This is a genomic window from Bacillus sp. JZ109 (assembly GCF_053903135.1).
Genome location: NZ_CP096388.1, coordinates 2411149 through 2435824 on the forward strand (window position 1 = coordinate 2411149; position 24676 = coordinate 2435824).

A 24676-nucleotide genomic window follows, 5' to 3' on the forward strand; every position below is an offset into this window, starting at 1 on the left:
AAAAGAAAAGGCCCCAAGATGTTGGGGCCTTTTTCTTAATCGTCGGCTTTTTCCACTAAATCTGAAAAGAGTCCGTACACATAGGATTCTGGATCAAATTCCTGAAGATCATCAACTTTTTCTCCTAAACCGACTAGTTTAACCGGGATGTGAAGCTCGTTGCGAATCGCAAGGACGATACCGCCCTTTGCCGTACCGTCAAGCTTCGTTAAAGCAATGCCGGTAACATTTGTTGCTTTCGAGAACTCTTTTGCCTGAGCCATTGCATTTTGGCCGGTCGTGGCATCAAGGGCAAGCAGCACCTCATGCGGAGCTTCAGGAACTTCTCTTTCGATAACACGTTTTACTTTTTCAAGCTCTTTCATGAGATTTACTTTGTTTTGGAGACGACCTGCCGTATCACAAATTAATACATCGGCATTTCTTGCTTTCGCAGCATGAACAGCATCGTAGATGACAGCTGCCGGATCGCTTCCGGCCGTCTGCTTAATGACAGGCACTCCTGTACGCTCTCCCCATACTTCCAGCTGTTCAATGGCTCCCGCTCTAAAAGTGTCTCCGGCGGCAAGTACGACAGATTTTCCTTCTTGTTTCATTTTATGGGCAAGCTTTCCGATCGTTGTTGTTTTCCCGACGCCGTTTACACCTACCAGAAGGATTACGTTTAAACGCCCATCCTGGATGTTCAGTTCTGAAATTTGCTCATCTCCGCTGTTATAAATCTCGACCAGTTTCTCAGAAATCACTGACTGGACTTCCTTTGGATCTTGAATATTTCTGCGTTTGACTTCTTTTTTCAGCTCATCTATTAATTCCATAACGGTCGTAAAACCGACATCCGCGCTGATAAGAACCTCTTCAAGCTCTTCGAAGAAATCCTCATCCACTTTACGGTAACGGGATACAAGATCATTCACTTTGTTTTGAAAGGAGTTTCTTGTTTTTTCAAGGCCATCCTTAAACTTTTCAGATACGGAATCTGTCTGTTTTGTGATTTTCTCTTTTAATTTTTTAAAAAAGCTCATCATTTAACCTCTTTCCTCGTTACTGAACGAATTCTTTTGTTTCTTCCAGCTTAACGGAGATTACCTTGGAAACACCGGATTCCTGCATGGTTACGCCATAAAGCACATCCGCTTCCTCCATCGTTCCTTTTCTGTGGGTAATCACAATAAACTGGGTATCACTGCTGTATTTTTTTAAATACTGCGCAAATCGGAACACATTCGCTTCGTCGAGCGCAGCCTCTACTTCGTCAAGGACGCAAAACGGCACTGGACGAACCTTTAGGATTGAGAATAAGAGCGCTATAGCAGTAAGCGCACGCTCTCCGCCTGACAGGAGGTTTAAGTTTTGCAGCTTTTTCCCCGGCGGCTGAGCGATAATCTCGACTCCTGAATGAAGCAGATCGTTAGGATCGGTGAGCCTCAGTTCAGCTCGCCCTCCTCCGAATAAGGAGCGGAAAACTTGATCAAAGTGTGAGCGGATTTGGACAAATGTGTCGTTAAAGCGCTTCGTCATTTCTTCATCCATTTCTTCAATCACTTGGAACAAGGTATTTTTCGCTTCTGTTAAATCTTCTTTTTGTTCCGACAGAAACTTGTACCGTTCGTTGACCCTCTCAAACTCATCTATGCTTCCGAGGTTCACGGTACCCAGCTCTTCAATTGCGAGTTTAATCAGCTTCACGCGCTTTCTGGCTTCCTCTGGATCAGTTTCAAGCTGATATTTCTCTTTTGCCCCCTCAAAGGACAAGCTGTATTCCTCCCGTAAGTATTGGAGTAAATTATCAAGCTCGACTTCCATCCGTCCGAGTTTGACTTCTTCGTCTTTTAAGAGCGTTGTTTTTTGTTTATACAGACGTTTCATTTCTTTCAGCTCACGCTCATACGTATCAAGCCCATGCTGAAGCTTGATGCGCTGATCGCGCCTTAATGCAATCAGTTCGATCGTTTTCGTTTTGTCATTCAATTTATGTTTTGCTGCCTCTTCCAGCTTTTCTTCGCCGCTGGTGCTAGATGACATCTCTGACGTTAAGAAGCTTAAGTCTTCTTTTGCTTCTTTTAACGCAAGCTCTGTTTCAGTGAGCTCTTTCTTTAATCTGGCAAGGTTGTCCTCTTCCCCCTTGCAAGCCTGCTCTTTTTTGGCCGCAGCGATCTTCAGCTCAGTCAGCTCGTTGGAGAGAGACTCTTTCGTTGAGGATTGCGTTTGTTTTTGTTTTGTCAGTCTGTCTATGTCCTCTTCAAGCTGTTTCATCTTTTCAGATACGGCAGAGAGCTCTTCTTCAAGCTTGCGTTTGCGCGCTTTTTTCTCTTCATCGCTTTCAGACAGAGCAGATTTTTCTTGGTCATAGAGCTCTAAATGGGTATTGATATTTTTCTCGGCAACTTGAAGTTCGTACAGCTGGCCTTTCACATCCTGCTGCTTTAACCTTAAGCCTTCCCCGGTTTCTCTTAAGTCAGCCAGTTTTTTCTCCATATCCTGAATGGATTGCTTAAGGGTTTTGACCTCTTGTTCAAGCAGTGCTGTTTTCTCTTCCATTTCAGCGAGCCGTTTCGTCACATCTTCTAGCTCCCGGCTTCTTCCAAGGAGGGAGTTATTTTTCTTTTTAACCGCGCCGCCCGTCATTGAACCACCGGGGTTCACAACATCTCCCTCAAGGGTTACGATGCGGTACCGGTGCCCGAGAAGCTTCGCAAGCTCGTTTGCACCCTTTAAGTCCTCTGTGATCAGAACGGTTCCAAGAAGATTCTGGATGACGCTTCGATACGCAGAATCAAATGTGACAAGTTCACTGGCAACCCCGAGAAATGATGAATGTCGGGCGGCTGTTTCCGCGTCACGGCTTTGAAGCTGGCGGTCTCTAATAACAGAAAGAGGCAGAAACGTCGCCCGGCCGAAGGAATTCTGCTTTAAATATTGAATCGCTTTTCGGGCAGATTGTTCATCGTCGGTCACGACATGCTGAGCAGAAGCGCCGAGCGCTATTTCAATGGCCGTTTCATACTTCTGTTCTGTAGAAATCAGCTCAAGAACCGCTCCGCGAATTCCACCAAGGCGCTCTTTCGCTTTCAGCACTTCTTTAACACCTTGATAAAAGCCAGAAAAATCTCCCTGCATCGTCTCAAGCATGTCCTTTTTTGATCTCGCTTGCTGAACGTATTGGTATGCCTGATACAGAGCGGATTCATTTTTTTCGTATTGACGCTTTTTCTGCTCATATTTTGTCTGCATATCACGATATGCACCGACTTGACTGTGAATCTCCTGCTCAATTCGGGCAAATTCCGTTTCACATGCGGCTTTACGCGCAGAAATATCACGCCGTTCCTGCAGGTGCTTTTCATTGTTGTCCGCGAGTCTCTGCAATGTGACAGCGGATTGGGACATCTGGTCATCAAGAAGCTGGAGTTCGTTGCGTATCGAAGCCTGGCTGTTTAACAGCTCAAAATAATCACTTTTCAGCTGCTCGATTTTCTCTTCGACATTTTCATTGTGAAGACTGAGAGCCTGCTGTTTTTCTTTTACTTGCGCCCTTAACTGCTTCACCTCAGCCTGAAGCGTTTCGAAGACAGCTTCCTGCTTCGAAAGCTCTTCTTTCAGAACCGTTTCTTTTTGCTGAAACTGAACGATGGCTTCTTCAAGCTGTTCTTGGTTTTGCACAGCGTTTTTCTTTCGTTCTTTCAGGACTTCTTTACGGCCTTCAAGCTTTTCCAGCTCCTCACTAGTTACCAGTAAAACTTGCTGGAGCTCATCTACTGACTCATCAAGCGCTTGTATTTTGTCCCTTGTATCCTCAATCTTTGCTTCTTTCGCAGAAATAGCAGACGATTCAGCAAGCTCTTCTTCTTTTGCCATCTGCACTTTCTCTTTAAGAGTCGACCATTTACCATGCAGCTCTTCGATATCATAGGCAGTCAGCGCAATTTCAACATGCTCCAGCTCTTTCTTTTTCTCAAGGTAGTCTTTCGCTATTGAAGCTTGAATTTTTAGAGGTTCAACCTGTCCTTCAAGCTCATGTAATATATCTTCTACCCGATTTAGATTGTCCTGTGTCTCAAACAGTTTATTTTCTGCTTTTTTCTTTCTCGTTTTATATTTAAGCACCCCGGCCGCTTCTTCAAAGATACTGCGGCGATCCTCCGCTTTGCTGCTCAGGATCTCTTCCACTTTCCCTTGGCTGATAATAGAAAATGCTTCTTTACCAAGGCCAGAATCCATAAATAAATCAATAATATCCTTCAAGCGGCACGGCTGATTGTTAATCAGAAACTCACTCTCACCTGATCTGTACACACGTCTTGTGACACTCACCTCGTGGAAGTCAATTGGCAAGAAATGATCATCATTATCAAGAGTAAGCGTAACTTCAGCTAGATTTAATCGCTTTCTTGAATCACTCCCGGCAAAAATAATGTCCTCCATTTTTCCGCCGCGAAGAGAGCGTGCCGATTGTTCGCCGAGAACCCAGCGAATGGCATCCGTGATGTTGCTTTTTCCGCTTCCGTTCGGCCCGACAACCGCTGTCACGCCTTTAACGAAGTCTACGGAAATCCGTTCTGCAAATGATTTAAATCCTATAACGTCTAAACGTTTGAGGAACATAGCGATCCTCCTTATGTAATAAGTATTTCAATTCTATCATAAACATTGGTGAAATAAGACGGCATACATACTGAAATCCCCCTGAGTCATAAGGGGGATTTTATTGTTTCGTATGGTGTTTTTGCAATTTAGCTAAAGCTTCCTGAGCAGCGTGCTGTTCGGCTTCTTTCTTTGAACGGCCGTTTCCGACTCCGAGTGGTTCACCTTTTAGAGATACGATGGCTTCAAATTCACGGTTGTGCGCAGGTCCTTTTTCGTTAGAGATTTTATACTCCAGAGAGCCTTTGCCGTCCCGCTGCACGTATTCCTGCAGCTGGCTTTTGAAATCCATCACATGAGAAAAAGCACCATCGTTAATTTTAGGGAACACATAAACTTTTAAGAAACTTTCGACCGGCTCTAATCCTTGGTCAAGGTACAAGGCTCCGATAAATGCCTCAAAAACATCCGCCAATAGAGCAGGACGCTTTCTTCCGCCTGTCATTTCCTCGCCTTTACCCAACAGGACAAGATCGCCGAATGACAGCTCGTGAGCCAATGAAACGAGAGACGGTTCGCAAACAATTGCGGCTCTCAATTTCGTCAAATCTCCTTCACTCATAGCCGGGTATTTGGCAAATAAGAATCTGGAGATCGTCAGTTCCAAAACAGCGTCACCTAAAAATTCAAGCCTTTCATTATCTTCATACGGCTTTTTCCGATGCTCATTCACATAAGATGAATGTGTAAATGCTTGATACAAAAGCTTTTCATTTTGAAAGTGAACCGAAATCCGTTCTTGAAACTCTTTAAATTGTTCTACTTTTTTATAGAACTTTTTTTTATCTTTATAATGTGAGTGTTTTGACATAGTAACCTCCATAGGCACATCAGGTTCACCGCGCTTCTCTGACTAAACCGGATACAACGCGCGTAAAAGCGGCATGCTGTAATAACTGCACGAATAAAGGGCTAAAGCCCCGCGTTTCGGCGGGACTTTTAGCATCAGCTTATTGCTGGTTTTGTATGTAGTTCACAGCGTCGCCGACTGTTGCAATCTTTTCAGCATCTTCGTCAGAAATCTCCATATCAAACTCGTCTTCAAGTTCCATAACAAGCTCAACTACATCTAGGGAATCAGCACCTAAGTCTTCCTTGAAAGAAGCTTCAAGTTTGACGTCTGCTTCATCAACGCCAAGGCGATCTACGATGATTTTCGTTACACGCTCTAATGTGTCTGCCATAGCAATTCACCTCCCCTCAAGTATTATAGTGGATTCGTTTTTAAAAAACTAGAGAAACTATGATGAAATTTTCGAGAAAAAACTTACATCACCATTCCGCCGTCAATATGAAGCGTTTGGCCTGTCATATAACGGGCTCCCTCTGAAGCTAGGAACGTGACAACACTGCTGACATCGCTAGGTTCACCAAAGCGCGCGAGCGGAATTTGTTTCAGCATTTCGTCTTGAACGTCTTTTGCAAGTTTATCTGTCATATCAGTTGAGATAAATCCTGGCGCTATTGCGTTTACCGTAATATTTCGGCTGGCGAGCTCTTTAGCAGAAGACTTGGTTAAACCGATGACGCCGGCTTTTGCAGCCACGTAGTTGGCCTGTCCAGGGTTTCCGCTGACGCCGACGATAGACGATACGTTAATAATGCGGCCTGAACGCTGTTTCATCATTTGTCTTGTAACAGCTTTTGTGCAGTTGAAAACACCCTTCAGGTTAATGTTAATGACGTCATCCCATTCGTCTTCTTTCATTCTCATGATGAGATTGTCTCTTGTAATTCCCGCATTATTAACTAGAATGTCAATCGTAGAAAAAACAGACAATGTTTCTTTTATCATGTTTTGTACATCTTCGGGATTTGATACATCCGCTTTTACAGCAATTGCTTTTCTGCCCATAGATTTGATTTCATCTACCACTTCATTTGCTTTCGCTTCATTGCCGGAGTAGTTCACGACAACATTGGCGCCGCTTTTTGCCAGATCAAGGGCGATTGAGCGGCCGATTCCGCGGGATGCGCCAGTGACAATAGCCGTTTTATCATTAAGCATTATCATTCTCCTCCTTAAGCGTTTGAATTGCCAGCTCGATCGTTTCCGGATCTGATACAGCAATTGTTTTTAACCGTCTATTTACTTTTTTCACAAGGCCTGAAAGCACTTTTCCGGGACCGATTTCAATAAAAGTCGTAACACCCTCTGCGACCAGCTTGTTAATGCTTTCCTCAAAACGAACCGGAGAGTAAAGCTGCTCAATAAGTTTTTCTTTGATATCTGCTTTTTCAGTCATCACGTCAGCAGAAACATTTGAGATGACCGGAATGTCAGCGTCTTTTATGTCACAGGCGTCCAATACCTCTTTCAGCTTTTCAGCAGCCGGTTTCATCAGTTCAGAATGGAACGGACCGCTTACTTCAAGCGGAATTGCGCGTTTTGCGCCGTTCTCTTTTGCCAGTTCAGATGCAAGCTCAACCCCTTTAGCTGTTCCGGAAAGGACGATTTGGCCAGGACAGTTGAGATTCGCAAGCTGTACAAGGTTGCCTTCCTCTGTGACTTTATCGGTTACTTGCTTTAATGCTTCAGCATCCATGCCGAGAATCGCAGCCATTGCTCCTTCGCCAGCCGGTACCGCTTCATTCATAAACTCTCCGCGTTTTCTGACGGTATAAACAGCATCTTTGAAAGACAGAGCGCCAGCCGCAACCAGTGCAGAATATTCACCAAGGCTGTGTCCTGCTGTGAAATCAGGTGTAATGCCAGATTCTTTAAATTTCTCAAGAACAGCGATGCTTGTCGTAAGCAAAGCAGGCTGCGCATTGTATGTAAGTGTTAATTCTTCAGCATCCCCCTCAAAAATAAGCGAGCTGAGTTTTGTTTCCAACGTTTCATCAGCTTCATCAAACAGACGCTTTGCAGCAGGCACCTGCTCATAAAGCTCTTTTCCCATGCCGATAAATTGTGATCCCTGACCAGGGAATAAAAATGCAATCTTACTCATGATGTAAAAACCTCCAGACTACTCATCTGTTTTTTCTTCTTTCACTTCTTCCTGAATGAGCGCAGCCACATTTTGGCTGACCATCTCTCTTGCTTGCCGAATCGCATGGAATACAGCATTTGAATCTGAAGAGCCGTGCGCCTTGATCACAGGCGCTTTTAAGCCAAAAAGACTTGCTCCGCCATAATTCGAATACTCCATTTTCATTTTCATTTCTTTCAATTTTGGCTTCAGCACAGCTGCTGCAAGCTTGGATGTCAAAGTAGACGTCATTACGTCTCTCATCATTTTAAAAATAGACAACGCAGAGCCTTCCAGCGTTTTGAGTGTAACATTCCCGGTAAAGCCGTCTGTTACTACAACGTCCGCCACATCATCTAAAAGGTCTCGCGCTTCCACGTTTCCGATAAAATTGATGTTTGCTGTTTCTTTTAAAATTTGAAACGTCTGCTTCGTCAGTTCGTTTCCTTTTTTATCTTCTGTTCCGACATTTAAAAGTCCGACTCTCGGTGAAGTGACACCGCGCACTTGCTGAGAATAAACAGAACCCATGATGGCGTATTGAACGAGGTGCTCCGGTTTGGCATCGACATTGGCGCCGACATCAAGGAGAAGAAATCCGTCTCCCGAAACAGTCGGAAGTGTCGGGGCAAGCGCCGGACGGTCAATTCCTTTAATTCTTCCGACAATAAAGAGACCGGCTGTCATTAATGCACCGGTATTTCCTGCGGAAATGCAGGCGTCAGCTCTGTTTTCCGCAACCTCCTGCGCCATAAGAACCATAGATGAGTTCTTTTTTCTTCGCACGGCACGGACCGGTTCATCCGTAGGCTCAATCACTTCATCTGCGTGCAGCACCGTGATGCGATCTGATGTAGTTGTTAAATGTGATTCTATCGTTGTTTTGTCACCGACAAGTGTGATATGGAGATCATCAAATGCCTCTATACCTTTTATAACTCCGTCAATAACAGCTTTGGGAGCGTGGTCTCCTCCCATTGCATCTACAGCTATTCTCATGCATGCTCCACCTTTATGAATGTTTTGAACGATACATGTCAAAGCGTCCAGAAAAAACAATTTCTTCGCCAACGTAGCTGTTCACTTCGACAACCGTTCTACCTTTTTCTTTTTCGACAGCCGTCACTTTCGCTTTTGCTACGACACGTTCACCCTGCTTTACCTGTCTTGTAAAGCGGATGTCTGCACTTGCAGTCAGCGCCAGCTCGTCATCAATGACTGCAACGGCCAAAGAATTCGCCTGTGCAAATAAATGGTGTCCTCTCGCAATCTGATTCCGGCTGAACACGTGCTCCTGTTTTATTTCTAAAATGGATATCGCCTGATCATCCAGCTCAAGGTCAATAATTTCTCCGATAACTTCATCAAGTGACAGGGACTTCACTTCGTCCTCAAGTGTTTTCTCTGCCACGTTCTTAATTCTTTCTCTCAGTTCAGGTATGGAAAGCTCTAAGCGGTCCAAACGTATCGTCTGGATGCTCACCCCGAATTTACCCGCTAGTTCTTCATCTGTAATAAAGGGGGTTGCTTGAATCGTCTGCTGAAGTAATTCCTGGCGTTCTCTCTTATTTCTTCTCATATCTAAACACCATCCGGACAATTAAGACTAGGTACTAATAGTAGTATATAATTTCATAGATTGGAATGCAACGATTGTTTCTGGCTGAACACCAAAAACTTCTGATACTCAGCTTAATTTTTCCCCGTCCATTACTCCGCTCTTCAGCAATTCATCTCTTAACACAGCGTATTCCGGCTCCTTCCAGAACGCGTCAGAAGCCACAAGATTCGCAGCATCCTGCCTTGCCGTTTCAAGCGCTCTGTAATCATGAACCATGTCCGCCACTTTAAATTCCGGCATTCCGCTTTGTTTTTTTCCGAAGAAATCACCGGGACCTCTCAGTTCCAGATCCTTTTCAGACAGCTCGAAACCGTCATTGGTCTCCGACATGATCCTCATCCGTTCTTTCCCTGTTTCTGATTTTGGATCAGCCATCAGAATACAGAAAGATTGATGCTCACCCCGTCCAACACGGCCGCGCAGCTGGTGAAGCTGTGATAGTCCGAAACGGTCGGCGTCATAAATCACCATAATCGTTGCATTCGGAACATTCACGCCAACCTCCACAACAGTGGTTGATACGAGAATTTGACAGTGATTTGCGCTGAATTCTCTCATGACCTGGTCTTTTTCATCGGAATGCAGCTTTCCATGCATAAGGCCGACATTCCATTTTCCCCGAAAAATATCAGAAAGCATATTGTACACGTCAATGGCGTTTTGCACATCAAGCTTGTCTGATTCTTCAATCAGCGGACAGATGATATAAGCCTGCCTGCCTTGCTTTAATTCTTTTTCGACAAATGCCAAAATACGATCCAGCATGTCATGTTTTACCCAATAGGTTTCAATTCGCTTTCGTCCAGCCGGCATCTCATCAATGACAGATACATCCATTTCACCGAACACTGTGATCGCTAATGTTCTTGGGATTGGAGTGGCTGTCATAAAGAGAACATCGGGATCCTGCCCTTTGTTCCGAAGCTTTTTGCGCTGCTCAACTCCAAATCTGTGCTGTTCATCTGTAATAACGAGACTCAGCGCCTTAAACTCCACCTCGTCTTGGATTAAAGCGTGGGTTCCTACAAGAATATCAATCTCACCCGCCGCAAGACGCTCAAGCAGTTCTTTTCGCCGCTTCCCTTTAACAGAGCTTGTCAAAAGAGCAACGCTGACGTCCCATTTTTCAAATAGCGAAACGAGCGAATCAGCATGCTGCTCGGCCAGAATTTCTGTCGGCACCATGAGCGCTCCTTGGTATCCGGATAGGATCGCGGCATACAGTGCAATGGCGGCGACTGCTGTTTTTCCTGATCCAACGTCCCCTTGAAGAAGACGGTTCATTCTGTATGGAGAAGACATGTCTGCTGTTATTTCGCGAAGAACGCGTGACTGGGCGTTTGTGAGGGGAAACGGGAGGCTTTTGATAAATCTCATGAGTTCTTCGTTTGAAAAACGCTGCCGTATCCCTTGTGTCTGCTCTCTTTCCGCCTTTCGGAACGCCTGCATTTTCAACTGAAACAACAAAAATTCTTCATAAACAAACCGCCGTCTGGCAAGCTTTAATGCTTCTCTTGTTTCAGGCTGGTGCATTGCTTTTAACGCTTGATAATAGTCAGGCAGTTTATAGCTTTTTCTTAGCTTTTCCGGAAGAGGATCAGGAAGTGAGTCTGCATATTGGGTCAGCGCCTGCTGAATAAAGCGCCTCATCATTTTGACGGTAACATTTTCTTTCACAGAATACACTGGTTCAATGCTTTGATCTTCTTGATGCGGCCCGTTTTTCAACTCCTGAACAGAGATGGTTTGGCGGTGCTTGTCCCATTTACCTGAGACCGTCACCACAGAGCCGAGCGAAAGCTGCTTCTTCAAATAAGGCCGGTTAAAACATACGGCTGTAATTAAATAGTGGCCGACCAGAAGCCTGAATGTCAGCCTGTTTCGTTTTTTTCCGTAATAGGTAAGAGAAGGCTCTGAATGAACCTTCCCTTCGACTGTGACTCTTTCATCATGCTTTACTTCTTCTAAATCCCTCAGCTCGTAGTCATCATAACGATAAGGGAAATAATTCAGAAGATCAGAAATGTCATAAATACCGAGTTCATTCAATGTTTTTTCTGTTTCCGGCCCAATACCCTTAATGTTAGCTATACTAGTTTGCTGATGTTGTATCACGTGAACCTAGCGCTCCTCCGAAAATTTTTTTCTCTAATTCTCTTCCTGTCGGTGTTGCCGCTAAACCGCCCTGGCCTGTTTCTCTAAGTGCAGTTGGCATAGTTTGGCCTATTTTATACATGGCATCGATAACCTCATCACATGGAATACGGCTTGTAATGCCCGCCAATGCCATATCAGCGGCAATCATCGCATTTGACGCGCCCATCGCATTCCGTTTCACGCAAGGCACCTCAACAAGCCCTGCAACAGGGTCGCACACGAGGCCTAGCATATTTTTTAATGTAATGGCCATGGCTTCCGCGCTTTGTTCGGGTGTTCCTCCTGCCATTTCAACAATGGCCGCAGCCGCCATGCCTGAAGCTGATCCAACCTCTGCCTGACATCCTCCGGCGGCGCCGGAAATGCTTGCGTTATTAGCCACGACAAATCCGAAAGCCCCGGCTGTAAACAAAAAGCGGATCATTTGTTCTCTTGTTGGATTCAGCTTTTCTTTTACAGCAAATAACGTACCGGGCACCACACCGGCAGAACCTGCAGTCGGTGTCGCACAGATGGTTCCCATGGCTGCATTTACTTCATTTGTTGCAACGGCTTTCGATACAGCATCTAAAATCAGCGGGCCAGACAGGCTTTTTCCTGATCGAATATAGGCCTGCAATTTAACGGCATCTCCGCCTGTTAAGCCCGTTTGGCTCGTAACTCCCTCGAGTCCTTTCTGAACCGCCGCTTCCATAACAGACAGGTTATGATCCATCTGCTGAAAAATGTCCTCTTTTGTTTTTTCTGTTACTTCCATCTCTTGAGCTATCATCACATCAGAGATCAATATTTGTTTTTCTTTAGTAATCTCAATTAATTCTTTTACATTACGAAACATAACTGGCTCCTCCTGACCCTTTTCGCTAGTCAGCAATCTTTGTCACTTGAATAATATTCGGCAGTTTCGACAGCTCGTCGAGAATGTGGTCGTCAATATTTTGGTCGACCTCTATTGTCATCAGCGCAAGCTGGCCGATATCTTTCCGGGCTACTTCCATATGTCCTACGTTAATTGAAAATTTCGCCAGAACATTGGCAACACCGGCAATTGTGCCAAACTTGTCATTATGAACAACTAGTATGGCCGGATGATTTCCTGACAGCCGGAGCTCAAAACCATTCAATTCTGTGATTTCAATCTTTCCTCCGCCAATCGAAATACCCGTCAGTTCAAGCTCACCCTTTTCATCAGAAATGGTGATTTTTGCTGTGTTCGGATGGACCGGGACTGCGTCTTCTACCCGAAACTCTATATCAATTCCTTTAGTTTCTGCAATTTGTATAGCGGTTTTAATCCGTTCATCGAATGTATCAAAATCAAGCAATCCGCCGATAATCGCGACATCTGTGCCGTGGCCCTTATACGTTTCCGCAAACGAGCCGTAAAAAGATACAATGATGCGCTCAGGCTCTCTGCCAAATAAACTTCTGGCCACTCTCCCGATTCTAGCAGCTCCCGCTGTATGAGAGCTGGACGGACCGATCATAACCGGGCCGATAATATCAAAAACGCTTCTGTATTTCATGCTATTCCTCCTTATGAACCAGAGCTTATTAGCGCTTTGCTTCTAGACTAATTGATCAGATATAAAATGGCAAGCGGGCGCGTTACAGCGCTGCCGCACTTAAAAGCAGACATAAGAATAGAAGGGCAAATTGCCCTTCTATTCTGCTGAAACTATATACGAATACAGAGGCTGTTTCCCATTGTGGATCTCAACCTCAATCTCCTCGTACTTTTCACTGAGAAACGCTTCAAGCTGCTCAGCTTCTTCCTGAGACGCATCCTCACCATATAGAATGGTCACGATTTCATCATCTTCTCCGATCATTTCTGACAGCAGCATTTTCGCGGCTGACAGCTGATTTTCAGAAGTGCCGATAATCGTTCCATTCAGAATGCCCATAAAGTCGCCTTTTTTAATGTCTTTACCGTCAATATGAGTATCTCTGACTGAGAACGTCACCTGTCCGCTTTTTACTTGCTGAATGGCGCTTAGCATATTGGCCTCGTTCGCTTCAGCTTCTTGATCCGGGTTAAAAGCCAGCAGAGCTGACATCCCTTGCGGAACCGTTTTAGCAGGAATGACAAAAACCTGTTCATCCACTACGCTGGCCGCTTGGTTAGCAGCCATGATAATGTTGGAGTTGTTAGGCAGGATAAATACCGTATCTGCATTTACAGACTTCACGGCATCAACAATATCCTCAGTGCTTGGGTTCATGGTCTGGCCGCCTTCAATCACAACAGAAGCGCCAATGCTTTTAAATAGGTCTGCAATTCCTTCTCCCATCGCTACAGTCACAATGCCATACGGCTGTTTTGCCGGCGGTGTTTCGTTGTCTGCAGGTTTGCTTTCTTGACTGATGATAGAGGTATGCTGTTCTCTCATATTTTCTATTTTTATTTTGATCAATTCACCGTAATGCTGGGCGTAGTTTAACACGTTTCCCTGCTCTTCAGCATGAATATGAACCTTCGCCAGCGATTCATCCGCAATCACAAGCAGAGAATCTCCGAACTGGCTGAGGTCTTGCCTGAACGTGCCTTCGTCGAACTCTCTTTTTGTCTGATCAAGCCTAACCATCACTTCGGTACAGAATCCAAATTCAATATCTTCGGTATTCATCATGCTTTGCGCGCTCTTGTGATGCTCTGCGCTGACCATGTCGTCAAGTGACGGAAGAACTGCTTTCTGAGGTACAGTTTCACCTTTTAATGAAGCAAGAAAACCTTCATACACACAGAGCAGGCCTTTGCCCCCGCTATCGACAACTCCTACTTCCTTTAGGACAGGTAGCAATTCAGGGGTGCGGTTTAAAGACGCCTCTGCTTCTTCTGTCACTGCAGTCATCAGCGCAGTGATATCGGTTTCTTTTTCTGCTAAGATCATTGCTTTTTTTGCAGCGTCTTTTGCAACTGTTAAAATGGTGCCCTCTACAGGTTTCATGACAGCTTTATACGCCATGTCTACACCTGCTTGCAGCGCAGCGGCAAACTCAAGTGCATTAATTTCTTTTTTCGTTTCAATGTTTTTGCTAAATCCGCGGAACAATTGGGATAGGATAACTCCTGAATTTCCGCGTGCTCCCATGAGCAGCCCTTTAGATAACGCGGAGCCCACCATCCCGATATCATCCGTATCCATTTGTTCAACTTCTCTTGCTCCGGAAGTCATCGACAGGTTCATATTTGTTCCCGTATCACCGTCCGGCACCGGAAACACGTTCAGTGCATCAACTGCACTGGCGTTTTGAGACAGATTCTGCGCTCCCGCAAGAATCATCTCGGCAAAGGTTCTGCCGTCTAATGTTCTGATAGACAATCCTACTCCTCCTAACTACGGGTTCGTCACTCGTACGCCTTGGACATAAATATTGACAGAATCCACTGCCAGTCCGATGGTTTGATTTACTGTGTACTTTACTTTTGTTTGGACATTATGTGCCACTTCAGAAATTTTCGTGCCGTAGCTGACAATGATATACATGTCGATATGTATCTGTTCTCCTTCTTGGCGAACTTGGACACCCCTGCTGAAATTCTCTTTCCGAAGGATTTCAGTCAGTCCGTCTTTAATCTGGTTTTTAGAGGCCATGCCGACAATGCCGTAACAGTCAACCGCCGCGCCTCCTGCAACCATCGCGATGACTTCATTAGATATATCAATCTGTCCGTACTTCGTTCTTAATTCAATGGACACACTAGTTCCTCCTTCGAATGCATAGAGTTACAGCTATTCTACTATATGGTTTCCATTATGAAAAGACCAGGCAATAATCGCTGGCCGTACCTCTACATATACTATAGCGCTGCTGTTTCCGCAAGATGTCAAGTGAATTTTCTTGAAAGATGATGAAACAATAGTTGCAAACGTTTTTTAGCTGTGGTAAATTATTTAAAGTATCCATATCGAAAGCATCTAAGATTATATGAATGTTAAAAAGTAGATGTTTTGTGCAAGTGAGGAGGGAAACAAATGGCACGTAAATGCGTTATCACAGGTAAAAAAACAACAGCTGGGAATAACCGTTCTCACGCAATGAACGCTTCTAAGCGCACTTGGGGCGCGAATCTTCAAAAGGTTCGTATCCTTGTGAACGGAAAACCTAAAAAAGTATATGTATCTGCTCGAGCTTTGAAATCCGGTAAAGTTGAGCGTGTATAACAAAATGAACGCCTGCCCCGATATGTGGCAGGCGTTTTTATGTGGTGAAAGAGGGCTTTGAACCCCTGGGCCTTAATCTTTTCTAAATGAGCCCAGCATCGCCCGGACAATTCCTCCTAAAAACTTCGGCAATTTAATGGTGTAAAATTTCATTTTTGTCCCCTCCTATAACGTCCCGTAACCGCCTTGTTCATTGTTTTCAGCAATTGAATGAAAGCACATGCTTAATCCGTGCTTCTTATCATTATTAATATGCCTTTTGCAAACGAAAAAGTACCTCGTGAATGAATGAGTTCGTTACTAATACATAGTGTTGAACCGAGCGTAATATGACAATTATTTAGAGGATATTTAAAACCGGTCAGGGTCAGCTCATGTATGTCTTCGGAAAACGGTATGAAGGAGATATATCGCTTATTTTCATCCTTCTCAATATCATATTCACCAGGAGGGAACATTTGAATATGATTTTGTTTGTCTATCAGCCTAATTTTTATGTTCGTTTTTACACCTCTATACAGAAGCTGAATGTTTCCTAAAAAATGATCAGCTCTGCCGCCTGTAATGCCGAAAATCTGAATAATATCCGGCTGCTTTTCCAGCACCCAATCAAGGGCGAGGTCTAAATCTGTTTGATCTTTTTCTGCTTGATACACATGAAGGGCGGGAGCGGCTTTTTCTATTCGCCGGCGTTCTTGCTCTGTTATGCTGTCAAAATCTCCGAAGGCTTCAACAGGAATGATCCCGGCATCTAAGAGAGTGACGGTGCCTTTGTCAACACCGATCCAAAGCGTGTGTTCATCCGTATAGCCGGTTAGATCGGGAATGAGATTTTTCGGGCCTCCCGCAACGATATTAATTGTTTTCATCTCTGATTCCTTTCTCTGCATACAGGAAAAAGAGCTTAGGCTATTGTATGCCCAGCTCTTTTCTAAAGCTGCTTATTTGCTTCCTCTGATTTCAGAAATTGCTTTTTTGCGGTCAGACTGCCCATAAACAGCTGAACCGGCAACGAGTAAATTTGCGCCCGCTTCAATGACGAGCGGAGCGGTTTCTTTGTTGACGCCGCCGTCTACTTCAATTAACAGATCTTTTTTTCCTTTTTCATCCGCCATTCGCTTAACCTCTTTTATCTTAGGAAGGACTGAATGAATAAATTTCTGGCCGCCGAAGCCCGGGTTCACCGTCATTAAAAGAACAAGATCAAGATCGTCGAAAACATGCTCGATGACTTGAACAGGAGTATGCGGGTTTAGAACTACTCCGGCCTTCACTCCTTGCTCTTTAATGAGCTGGATGGTACGGTGCAGGTGCGGACATGCCTCAGCATGTACAGACAGGATATCTGCGCCTGCTTTCGCAAAAGCCGGGATATAACGATCCGGCTCTTCTATCATTAAATGGACATCAAGCGGCAGATCCGTTACCGGCCGGACTGCTTCTACAATCAGCGGACCGATTGTGATATTCGGGACAAAATGGCCGTCCATAACATCAATATGAATACAATCGGCTCCGCCTTTTTCTACATCTTTAATCTCATTGCCTAAAGCGGCAAAATCAGCGGAAAGAATAGATGGTGCAACCTTTATCATTATGCTAATACCTCGGCTTTCTGTCTTTAATCTCCGTCATAAATTCAACATAATGGTCATAGCGATACTGCTTTAATTCCCCGTCTCCAACAGCTTGTTTCACCGCGCATTTCGGCTCTTTCAGATGTAAACAGCCTCTAAATTTGCATGAAGCGCTTTTTTCTCTGATATCTGGGAAGGTATAGCCCAGCTCTTCTTCCTCAATGTCTGTAAATTCAAGCGAGCTGAATCCCGGCGTATCTGCAACCAAACCTCCGGACGTGTGAATCAGCTCCACGTGGCGGGTTGTGTGTTTCCCGCGGCCCAAATGCTCGGAAATCTCGTTTGTTCTCAATCCGAGCTCCGGACTGATCGCGTTGAGAAGCGAGGATTTTCCAACACCGGACTGACCGGCAAATACCGTTGTTTTATCCTGAAAATGCGGGATGATGTCCGTTAAACTGTCTTGGTCCTTAGAGGAGGTAAGGTATACGTCATAACCAATATTCCGATAGTCTTCTGCATAGGCTTGTATCGTATCTTCTGTATCTTGATCTTCAATCAGATCCATTTTAGTAATGCATATAATCGGCTGAATATCATTGGCCTCAACGAGAACCAGGAAGCGGTCGAGCAATGCCGTGCTGAAAGAAGGCTGAACCGCTGAGAAAACAAGGACCGCTTGATCAACGTTGCAAATTGGCGGCCTGATAAGCTCGTTGGTTCTTTCTTTAATTTCCATTAAATATCCTTCTTTGTCATTTTCAGCTTGATACACAACATAATCACCGACAAGAGGGGTAATTTTGTTTTTTCTGAAAATGCCTCTTCCTCTGCATTGTATTACTTTATCTGAATCCTCTGATTCATCCAGTACATAGTAAAAGCCGCTTAGCGCCTTAATAATTTTGCCCTCAGGCATATTTTCCCTCCTTGTTATTCATCTTTCGGATACTCAATGGTTTTGTAGCTGACAACTTTATTGTTTACCATTACTTGATAGTACCCTTTTTGGCCGGGTTCAATCTTTAGTTCGATCGTTCGTTCAGTCGGCTCTTTTATCTTAAATTCTTCGTAAGTGTCAGAGATGCTGTGATCTGCATCGTCAACCGCGATTTGCACTTGAAGCTCGTCCCCTTCATTTTCTGGTTCGTAGGGGATCTTGACCTTTTCTTTCACTGTTTTCGCAGGTTTTTTCTCTGGTCCGAGAGAGAATGTCACTTCAACTTCGTTTCCCGGCTTTACTGCCGTACCTGCTGCTGGTTTTTGTTTGACAACCTGTCCTTCTGGAACATCATCTGAGTATGCTTCTTTTTCTACAAGCTTCAATCCGTTGTCTTCCAGATATCCAGACGCTGCTTCTTTACTATAGGTTTTCAAGTCTCTAAGCGTAATGTCTTCGGGTCCGATACTGACTGTAAGTTTGACTTGATCTTCACTCGGGACAAGCTCAGTCCCTGCTGAAGGATTTTGGTCAATGACAGTGCCCGCATTTTTCTCGTCATTCACTTCATTTACTGTTACATGTTTAAACCCTTGGTCCTTCAACGCTTTTTTTGCCTGGTCGACCGTTTGGCCTGTCACATCACCGATCTCCGTTTTTGCTTTTCCGGTGCTCTTATAAAGGGTGACCGTGGCGCCTTCTTTGACTGTGGTATCCGCTTTAGGATCCGTTTTTACCATCAGGCCCTCTTCAATTTTTTCATCTGAGATTTCCAACACCTCGGAATCAACCTGTAAACCTTCTTTTTCCAAGAGCCCTGCGGCTTTTTCGTATTCCATTCCGGAGACATCAGGTATTTTGACATCCTTAGGCATGAAAAGCGACGGAAAAACAGTGACAGCAAGAATTCCAGCTGTGATAAAAACGAGGCATATCGTGAGCAAAACCCACGGCCACTTTTTTCTTTTGCCGTTCTTCTTTGTTTTGTTTTCTTGTGCGGTTGTCACTTCAGCTTCTTTTTCGCCAGCAGCTTTAGCAAGTTCTTCATCTTTAATGATAGGTATCGCTTTTGTCATTTCTTCATCTTCTTGAATCGTAAATCTCTTTTCATTGAGTCTGTCGGCATCAAAAGCTGTTTTTATGTCTGCTTCCATGTCTTCAGCCGTTTCGTAGCGATGAAAAGGATCTTTGGCAGTTGCCTTGAGTATGATGTTTTCAACGCTTTGGGGGACCGATGGATTCCACCTTTTTGCCGAAGGAGTTTCCGCTTGAAGATGCTTCAAAGCGATGCTGACTGCTGACTCTCCATCAAACGGAATACGGCCGGTTAAAAGCTCAAATAGAACGATTCCAAGCGCATATATATCCGATTTCTTTGTGGCTAAGCCGCCCCGGGCCTGTTCAGGTGATAAGTAATGGACCGAGCCCAGAACTGAATTGGTATGGGTGATTGTGGTCGAACTTAGTGCCGTCGCAATTCCAAAATCCGTTACTTTGATATTTCCCATATGATCAATCAAAATGTTATGCGGCTTGATGTCTCTGTGAACAATCTGGTTTTGATGGGCATGAGCGATGGCTGAGACTATTTGCTCCATGATGTTCAGCGCTTCTTTAGGGTGAAGCGGCCCATTTGCTGTTATGTATTCTTTAAGCGTCATGCCTTCAACGTATTCCATGACAATATAATAAATATCATCTTCCTCGCCCAAATCGTAAATGCTGACAATATTCGGGTGATCGAGGCTTGATGCGGATTGGGCTTCTCTGCGGAAACGTCTGATAAATTCATTGTCATTTGCATAGTCAAACCGCAGGATTTTAATTGCGACTTCACGGTCTAGAATGATATCCTCAGCTAAATACACGTTGGCCATTCCCCCGCCGCCTATAACGCGGAGAATTTGGTAACGCCCGCTGATCCGCTTGCCGATTAGCACTGATCTTCACCCTCTTCAACTTGTAAAGCAAGCTCAAGCAAAACTGCTGTGATGTTGTCTTCTCCGCCATTCTGATTGGCTTTGTCCACAAGCAGGTTTACTTTTTCCTGAGGAGCTGAATCGCTTTGCAGGATGTCTTTTAATTCAGTGCCTTCCACTTTATTCGTCAGTCCGTCAGAACATAGAAGCAGTTTGTCTCCGGGTTCTATATCAAAAGAACGTGTGTCAATACTGACTGACTGGTCTGTTCCAAGCGCCTTCGTCAACACATTTTTTCGCGGATGATGTTCAGCGTCTTCTCTGGAAATCTCTCCAGTGCGAACCAGTTCATTTACAAGCGAATGGTCTTCTGTCACTTGAACGAAATCATCGTCCTGAAGCAAATAGCATCTGCTGTCTCCGATATGGGCAACAGAAACCGTTTTCCCCGTAAAAAGTGCACATACAATCGTCGTCCCCATGCCTTGGCATTCTTCGTGGGCTTGAGCGTGATCGTATATTTTGCTGTTTACCGAAAGAATCTGTTCAATGAGCCATTTTTCACATTCCGAGGGCGCAGTTGGAATCGTCTCTGCTTCATTCCATTTCTCCCCCATGGCTTTCACAGCCATCTTGCTCGCAACATCTCCAGCAAGATGGCCGCCCATGCCATCAGCGACAACCGCTAATATAAATTCATCTTTCCCCTTGAATATCCCCGCATCATCTTCATTATGCTGGCGGATTTTTCCTGTATCTGTTTTTAAGGCTGTTAACAACCCTCATCACCTCGTCTCGTCTTGACGCTCCTTCGCGCGAAGCTGACCGCAGGCTGCGTCAATGTCATGTCCTTGCTCTCTTCGGATTGTGACATTTACTCCGCGGGATTTCAGCGTTTTTTCAAAAGCAAAAATCTGATCACGCGGTGTGCGCACATAGTCCCGTTCAGGCACGTAGTTTACCGGAATCAAGTTCACGTGGCATTTGACTCCTTCCAGCAAGTCGGCAAGCTCTTCGGCGTGTTCCACCTGGTCGTTTACGCCTCCGAACAGCCCGTATTCAAAGCTGATACGGCGTCCTGTTTTATTAATATAATATTTAACGGCTTCCATTAGATCAGGCAGTTTATATGCTCTGTTAATCGGCATCAAACGGCTTCTGATTTCTGTGTTCGGCGCGTGCAGAGAAATTGCAAAGTTAATCTGCATTTGCTGATCAGCAAATTCGTAAATTTTCGGGATGATTCCACTCGTAGAGACCGTAATATGGCGAGCACCGATATTCAGGCCCTTGTCATGGTTAATGATTTTCAAGAAAGCGAGCATTTCGTTAAAGTTATCAAAAGGTTCACCGATTCCCATGATCACGACAGAGCTGACGCGTTCATCCGTTTCATCAAGAGCTTTTTGCACTTTAACTACTTGAGCGACAATTTCCCCCGCTTCAAGGTTTCGTTTTAAGCCTCCAAGCGTTGACGCGCAAAATGTGCAGCCAATACGGCAGCCGACTTGTGTCGTTACACATACAGAATTGCCATACTCGTGTCTCATTAAAACGGTTTCGATGGTATAACCGTCATGAAGCTCAAACAAAAACTTCATCGTACCGTCTTGAGAGGTTTGTTTAACAGCCGTTTTCAGCGTTGTTAACACAAAGTGAGTGTTTAATTTCTCACGCAGATCCTTTGAGAGGTTTGTCATTTCTTCAAAAGAAGATACGCGTTTTTCATATAGCCATTCAAAAATCTGAGCCGCACGGAACGGTTTCTCTCCGTTGTCTGTCAGCCATTGTTTAATTTCGTCTAATTCAAAAGAATAAATCGACGGACGATCTGTCCGCAATTCTTTTCTTACTTTTGTTTTATTAAGTTCTGCCATTGCTTATCCCTTCTTTCTCATGCTGCAAATAAAGAAACCATCTGTTCCGAAATAATGAGGAAGGATTTGAAGCCTTCCATCCCGAACAAAGGGTCTCACCTTTTCAGGCAGCCGCTTTTCAAGAGACAAATCGGGTTCAAAATCAGGATGTTCTTGTATAAACGCATGTATTACTTCATCATTTTCTGTCCGGTCCATTGTACACGTACTGTAGACAAGAGTGCCACCTTTTTTTACTAATGGTGCGATTTCCCTCAGGATCGACAGCTGGATTTCAGCTAGACGCGCGCTGTCGTCAGGCTTTTTCGTGTATTTCATGTCCGGCTTTCTTCTGATAACACCGAAACCTGAGCACGGAGCATCAACCAATATCCGGTCAAACTGTTCGTTTTCAAACGTTTCCCCCGCTTTTCTCGCATCCATTGTCTCCGCATGAATGATTGTCAGGCCAAGACGGTTTGCCGCTTCTTTGATCAGCTTCACTTTATGTTTGTGAAGATCAAGCGACGTAACGCTCCCCTTGTTCTTCATTAATTCTGCGATATGAGCTGACTTGCCGCCAGGCGCCGCACACGCGTCAAGCACTGTTTCATCAGGCTTAGGATCAAGGGCGCGGGCGACGAGCATGGAGCTCTCATCCTGGATGGATACTTCGCCGTTTTGGAAGAAATGAGTTCCGGCAATTGATCCCTTTAAGAGCTTCACAGCATCTTCAGCGAGATCGCCTTTTTCAACTTCGATTCCCTCAGCAGCCATTTGGTCAAGCAGCTCAGCTCTGTCTGCTTTCATTTGATTGACACGCAGCGTCTGCTTCGGCGGAATGAGGTGGATACGGCAAATCTTTTCGGCCGCGTCAAACCCATACGCATCCGCCCACTCTTTCACAAGCCATTCCGGATGGCTTGTTTCTGTCGCCAGCCTGCGTACAGGATCTTCGATGGCGTCAAAGGATGGAACACCTTCGCGCTGGATAGAACGAAGCACGCCATTGACAAAAGAAGCAATGCCTTTGTGTCCGCGGATTTTAGCAATCTCAACCGCTTCATGGATGGCTGCCCTGTCTGGAATCTTCTCTAAATACTCCATTTGATATAAGGATAGGCGAAGAAGCTGAATCACCCACGGCTTTACCTTTTGAGGCTTATTGATAAACGGTTTAAGCATATAATCAAGCGCGATCTTATTTTGTAATGTACCATAGACAAGTTCAGTCAAAAGCCCTCTGTCCTGATCACTCAGTTCATTTGATTTAATGACCGATTTCAGCAGCAGGTTGCTGTATGCCTGGTTTTGTTCTAATTTGATCAGCGCCTCAAGGGCGATGTCACGAACACTAGTTTTTTTCATTGTTTACTCCTAACACATCACCGGCTTCAACATGAGCTCCTCGCACAAAGTCTTCGCCTTTCATTCGTTTCTTGCCTGCCGGCTGGAGTTCGGTTAATAACAGAGCCGTATCGTTACCTGTGGCAACGATAATCCCTTCCTTTTCAACCGCAACGACTGTGCCGGGCTCAGCTGTTGTTGGTGCCGGTATTTTTTTCGACGCCCATACTTTCAAGTTTTGTCCGTTTAGAGTCGTATAGGCAACAGGCCATGGATTTAAGCCGCGGATCTGGTTGTAAAGCTCTTCGCCCGTTCTGGACCAGTCGAGCAGCTCTTGCTCTCTTTTGATATTAGGCGCGTACGTCGCTTTCTCTTCATCCTGCTTTTCAGGTGAAATGCTGCCGGCAATAACGTTTGGAACCGTTTCAGACAACAGCTTCGCGCCAGCAACGCTTAATTTATCGTGCAGTGTTCCGACATTGTCGGTTTCTTCAATGTCCACTTCCACTTTTGAGATCATGTCCCCGGCATCCAATTTTTCTACCATATACATAATGGTAACCCCGGTTTTTTTCTTTCCCTGCAGAATGGAATAATGGATCGGTGCCCCGCCGCGCAGTTCCGGCAAAAGAGAGGCGTGAACGTTAATGCAGCCGTATTTTGGACTGTCGAGAAGCTCTTTAGGCAAAATTTGTCCGAATGCCGCCGTTACAATCAGGTCAGGCTTTAATGCCAGCACTTTCTCAATTTCTTCTGTCAATCTGACTTTTTCCGGCTGAAGAACCGGGATGCCGTGGCGCAATGCCTCTTCCTTTACCGGAGGAGGTGTCATGACTTTTTTTCTGCCCTTCGGACGGTCCGGCTGTGTGACGACCCCCACTACTTCATATCCGTCCTCAATCAGGGTTCTTAAAACAGGAACTGAAAAATCTGGCGTTCCCATAAATACGATTCTCGTCATCAAATCATCCTTCCATATCCGCTAGTTCATCTTCTGTATAGTATTTACTTATTTTAGATGTAAACAACACACCGTCTAAGTGGTCCATTTCATGCTGCACGGCTCTTGCTAAAAAGCCTCGCGCTTCCAGAATGAACGGTTTTCCCTGACGGTTAAACGCACGCACTTTGACATAATCGGCACGTGTGACATCACCATAGACGCCAGGAAAGCTCAAGCATCCTTCAATTCCGGTTTGCTCGCCGCTTTTTTCTAAAATTTCAGGATTAACGAGATCAATTCTCCCTCTGTCATCCCCGATGTCTACAACTGCCGCTCTTTTTAAAATGCCGATTTGCGGCGCTGCCAGTCCGACACCATCCATTTCAAGCATGGTGTCGTACATATCATCAAGCAGTTTTTTTAGCTTTTTATCAAAAACAGTCACGGTTTCCGCAGGTGTTTCCAAAACCTCCGCAGGATGTGTGACGACCTTTTTTACTGCCAATTTGTTACCCTCCAAGACGTGAG

Annotated in this window: 24 protein-coding genes; 1 reads left to right on the forward strand and 23 read right to left on the reverse strand. The window is 44.9% G+C overall.

The features are described from left to right. Positions 1 to 35 precede the first annotated feature (35 nt). The 13 genes from ftsY to M1D94_RS12775 form a co-directional block, all read right to left on the reverse strand. Complete coding sequence (ftsY, locus tag M1D94_RS12715; protein WP_003232026.1) at positions 36 to 1025, reverse strand: signal recognition particle-docking protein FtsY; 990 nt, start codon at positions 1023 to 1025, stop codon at positions 36 to 38. A gap of 19 nt (positions 1026 to 1044) precedes the next feature. After that, positions 1045 to 4605 (reverse strand): chromosome segregation protein SMC, encoded by a 3561-nt coding sequence (smc, locus tag M1D94_RS12720; RefSeq protein ID WP_014479770.1) that lies wholly within the window; start codon positions 4603 to 4605, stop codon positions 1045 to 1047. Positions 4606 to 4705: 100 nt separating this feature from the next. Continuing rightward, a complete protein-coding gene (gene rncS / locus M1D94_RS12725) occupies positions 4706 to 5455 on the reverse strand; it encodes a ribonuclease III (RefSeq protein ID WP_003232030.1) in 750 nt (249 codons plus the stop codon). Between the two features lie 139 nt (positions 5456 to 5594). Next, positions 5595 to 5828 carry an acyl carrier protein gene (gene acpP, locus M1D94_RS12730; RefSeq protein ID WP_003154310.1) on the reverse strand — a complete coding sequence of 78 codons (234 nt, stop codon included), beginning with the start codon at positions 5826 to 5828 and terminating at the stop codon, positions 5595 to 5597. 83 nt (positions 5829 to 5911) lie between these two features. Continuing rightward, positions 5912 to 6652 carry a 3-oxoacyl-[acyl-carrier-protein] reductase gene (gene fabG / locus M1D94_RS12735; RefSeq protein WP_003232035.1) on the reverse strand — a complete coding sequence of 247 codons (741 nt, stop codon included), beginning with the start codon at positions 6650 to 6652 and terminating at the stop codon, positions 5912 to 5914. Further along, positions 6645 to 7598 carry an ACP S-malonyltransferase gene (gene fabD, locus M1D94_RS12740; protein ID WP_172849786.1) on the reverse strand — a complete coding sequence of 318 codons (954 nt, stop codon included), beginning with the start codon at positions 7596 to 7598 and terminating at the stop codon, positions 6645 to 6647. The genes fabG and fabD overlap by 8 nt, the downstream gene beginning before the upstream one ends. Before the next feature lie 18 nt (positions 7599 to 7616). Beyond that, complete coding sequence (plsX, locus tag M1D94_RS12745; protein WP_003232041.1) at positions 7617 to 8618, reverse strand: phosphate acyltransferase PlsX; 1002 nt, start codon at positions 8616 to 8618, stop codon at positions 7617 to 7619. Positions 8619 to 8631: 13 nt separating this feature from the next. Next, complete coding sequence (gene fapR, locus M1D94_RS12750) at positions 8632 to 9198, reverse strand: transcription factor FapR (protein WP_003232044.1); 567 nt, start codon at positions 9196 to 9198, stop codon at positions 8632 to 8634. 108 nt (positions 9199 to 9306) lie between these two features. Next, positions 9307 to 11355, reverse strand: a complete 2049-nt coding sequence (recG, locus tag M1D94_RS12755) for an ATP-dependent DNA helicase RecG (protein ID WP_032725686.1) — start codon at positions 11353 to 11355, stop codon at positions 9307 to 9309. Next, on the reverse strand, positions 11333 to 12235 hold the full coding sequence (sdaAA, locus tag M1D94_RS12760) for an L-serine ammonia-lyase, iron-sulfur-dependent, subunit alpha (RefSeq protein WP_032725684.1): 903 nt from the start codon (positions 12233 to 12235) through the stop codon (positions 11333 to 11335). Before sdaAA ends, recG begins: the two co-directional genes overlap by 23 nt. Before the next feature lie 25 nt (positions 12236 to 12260). Next, positions 12261 to 12923, reverse strand: coding sequence for an L-serine ammonia-lyase, iron-sulfur-dependent subunit beta (gene sdaAB / locus M1D94_RS12765; RefSeq protein ID WP_072175954.1), 663 nt, complete (start codon positions 12921 to 12923; stop codon positions 12261 to 12263). Positions 12924 to 13061: 138 nt separating this feature from the next. Beyond that, the gene (locus M1D94_RS12770; RefSeq protein WP_456270259.1) at positions 13062 to 14723 is read right to left on the reverse strand and encodes a DAK2 domain-containing protein; all 1662 of its coding nucleotides are present in this window, start codon (positions 14721 to 14723) and stop codon (positions 13062 to 13064) included. A 15-nt stretch (positions 14724 to 14738) separates the two neighbouring features. Then, a complete protein-coding gene (locus M1D94_RS12775) occupies positions 14739 to 15101 on the reverse strand; it encodes an Asp23/Gls24 family envelope stress response protein (RefSeq protein ID WP_003232054.1) in 363 nt (120 codons plus the stop codon). Positions 15102 to 15377: 276 nt separating this feature from the next. On the opposite strand from M1D94_RS12775, the gene rpmB reads away from it, so the two are divergent. Next, positions 15378 to 15566 carry a 50S ribosomal protein L28 gene (rpmB, locus tag M1D94_RS12780; RefSeq protein WP_003221548.1) on the forward strand — a complete coding sequence of 63 codons (189 nt, stop codon included), beginning with the start codon at positions 15378 to 15380 and terminating at the stop codon, positions 15564 to 15566. Between the two features lie 72 nt (positions 15567 to 15638). On the opposite strand, the gene spoVM is transcribed toward rpmB, so the two are convergent. The 10 genes from spoVM to def all read right to left on the reverse strand — a co-directional run bounded on the left by spoVM (position 15639) and on the right by def (position 24653). Continuing rightward, entirely contained in the window at positions 15639 to 15719 is an 81-nt protein-coding gene (gene spoVM, locus M1D94_RS12785; RefSeq protein ID WP_003221545.1) for a stage V sporulation protein SpoVM, read from the reverse strand. A 71-nt stretch (positions 15720 to 15790) separates the two neighbouring features. Beyond that, the gene (locus M1D94_RS12790; RefSeq protein ID WP_172849784.1) at positions 15791 to 16435 is read right to left on the reverse strand and encodes a thiamine diphosphokinase; all 645 of its coding nucleotides are present in this window, start codon (positions 16433 to 16435) and stop codon (positions 15791 to 15793) included. 72 nt (positions 16436 to 16507) lie between these two features. Beyond that, entirely contained in the window at positions 16508 to 17161 is a 654-nt protein-coding gene (gene rpe, locus M1D94_RS12795; RefSeq protein WP_003232058.1) for a ribulose-phosphate 3-epimerase, read from the reverse strand. 4 nt (positions 17162 to 17165) lie between these two features. Then, on the reverse strand, positions 17166 to 18062 hold the full coding sequence (gene rsgA, locus M1D94_RS12800) for a ribosome small subunit-dependent GTPase A (protein WP_014479764.1): 897 nt from the start codon (positions 18060 to 18062) through the stop codon (positions 17166 to 17168). A gap of 14 nt (positions 18063 to 18076) precedes the next feature. Continuing rightward, positions 18077 to 20023, reverse strand: coding sequence for a serine/threonine protein kinase PrkC (gene prkC / locus M1D94_RS12805; protein ID WP_015252109.1), 1947 nt, complete (start codon positions 20021 to 20023; stop codon positions 18077 to 18079). Continuing rightward, positions 20017 to 20781, reverse strand: a complete 765-nt coding sequence (prpC, locus tag M1D94_RS12810; protein WP_014479762.1) for a protein-serine/threonine phosphatase PrpC — start codon at positions 20779 to 20781, stop codon at positions 20017 to 20019. Before prpC ends, prkC begins: the two co-directional genes overlap by 7 nt. Positions 20782 to 20787: 6 nt before the next feature. Further along, on the reverse strand, positions 20788 to 21879 hold the full coding sequence (gene rlmN / locus M1D94_RS12815; protein ID WP_021479310.1) for a 23S rRNA (adenine(2503)-C(2))-methyltransferase RlmN: 1092 nt from the start codon (positions 21877 to 21879) through the stop codon (positions 20788 to 20790). Between the two features lie 3 nt (positions 21880 to 21882). After that, positions 21883 to 23226 carry a 16S rRNA (cytosine(967)-C(5))-methyltransferase RsmB gene (rsmB, locus tag M1D94_RS12820; protein ID WP_021479311.1) on the reverse strand — a complete coding sequence of 448 codons (1344 nt, stop codon included), beginning with the start codon at positions 23224 to 23226 and terminating at the stop codon, positions 21883 to 21885. Then, on the reverse strand, positions 23213 to 24166 hold the full coding sequence (gene fmt / locus M1D94_RS12825) for a methionyl-tRNA formyltransferase (protein WP_021479312.1): 954 nt from the start codon (positions 24164 to 24166) through the stop codon (positions 23213 to 23215). Before fmt ends, rsmB begins: the two co-directional genes overlap by 14 nt. A 4-nt stretch (positions 24167 to 24170) precedes the next feature. Beyond that, complete coding sequence (def, locus tag M1D94_RS12830) at positions 24171 to 24653, reverse strand: peptide deformylase (protein ID WP_015383630.1); 483 nt, start codon at positions 24651 to 24653, stop codon at positions 24171 to 24173. Between the last annotated feature and the right edge of the window lie 23 nt (positions 24654 to 24676).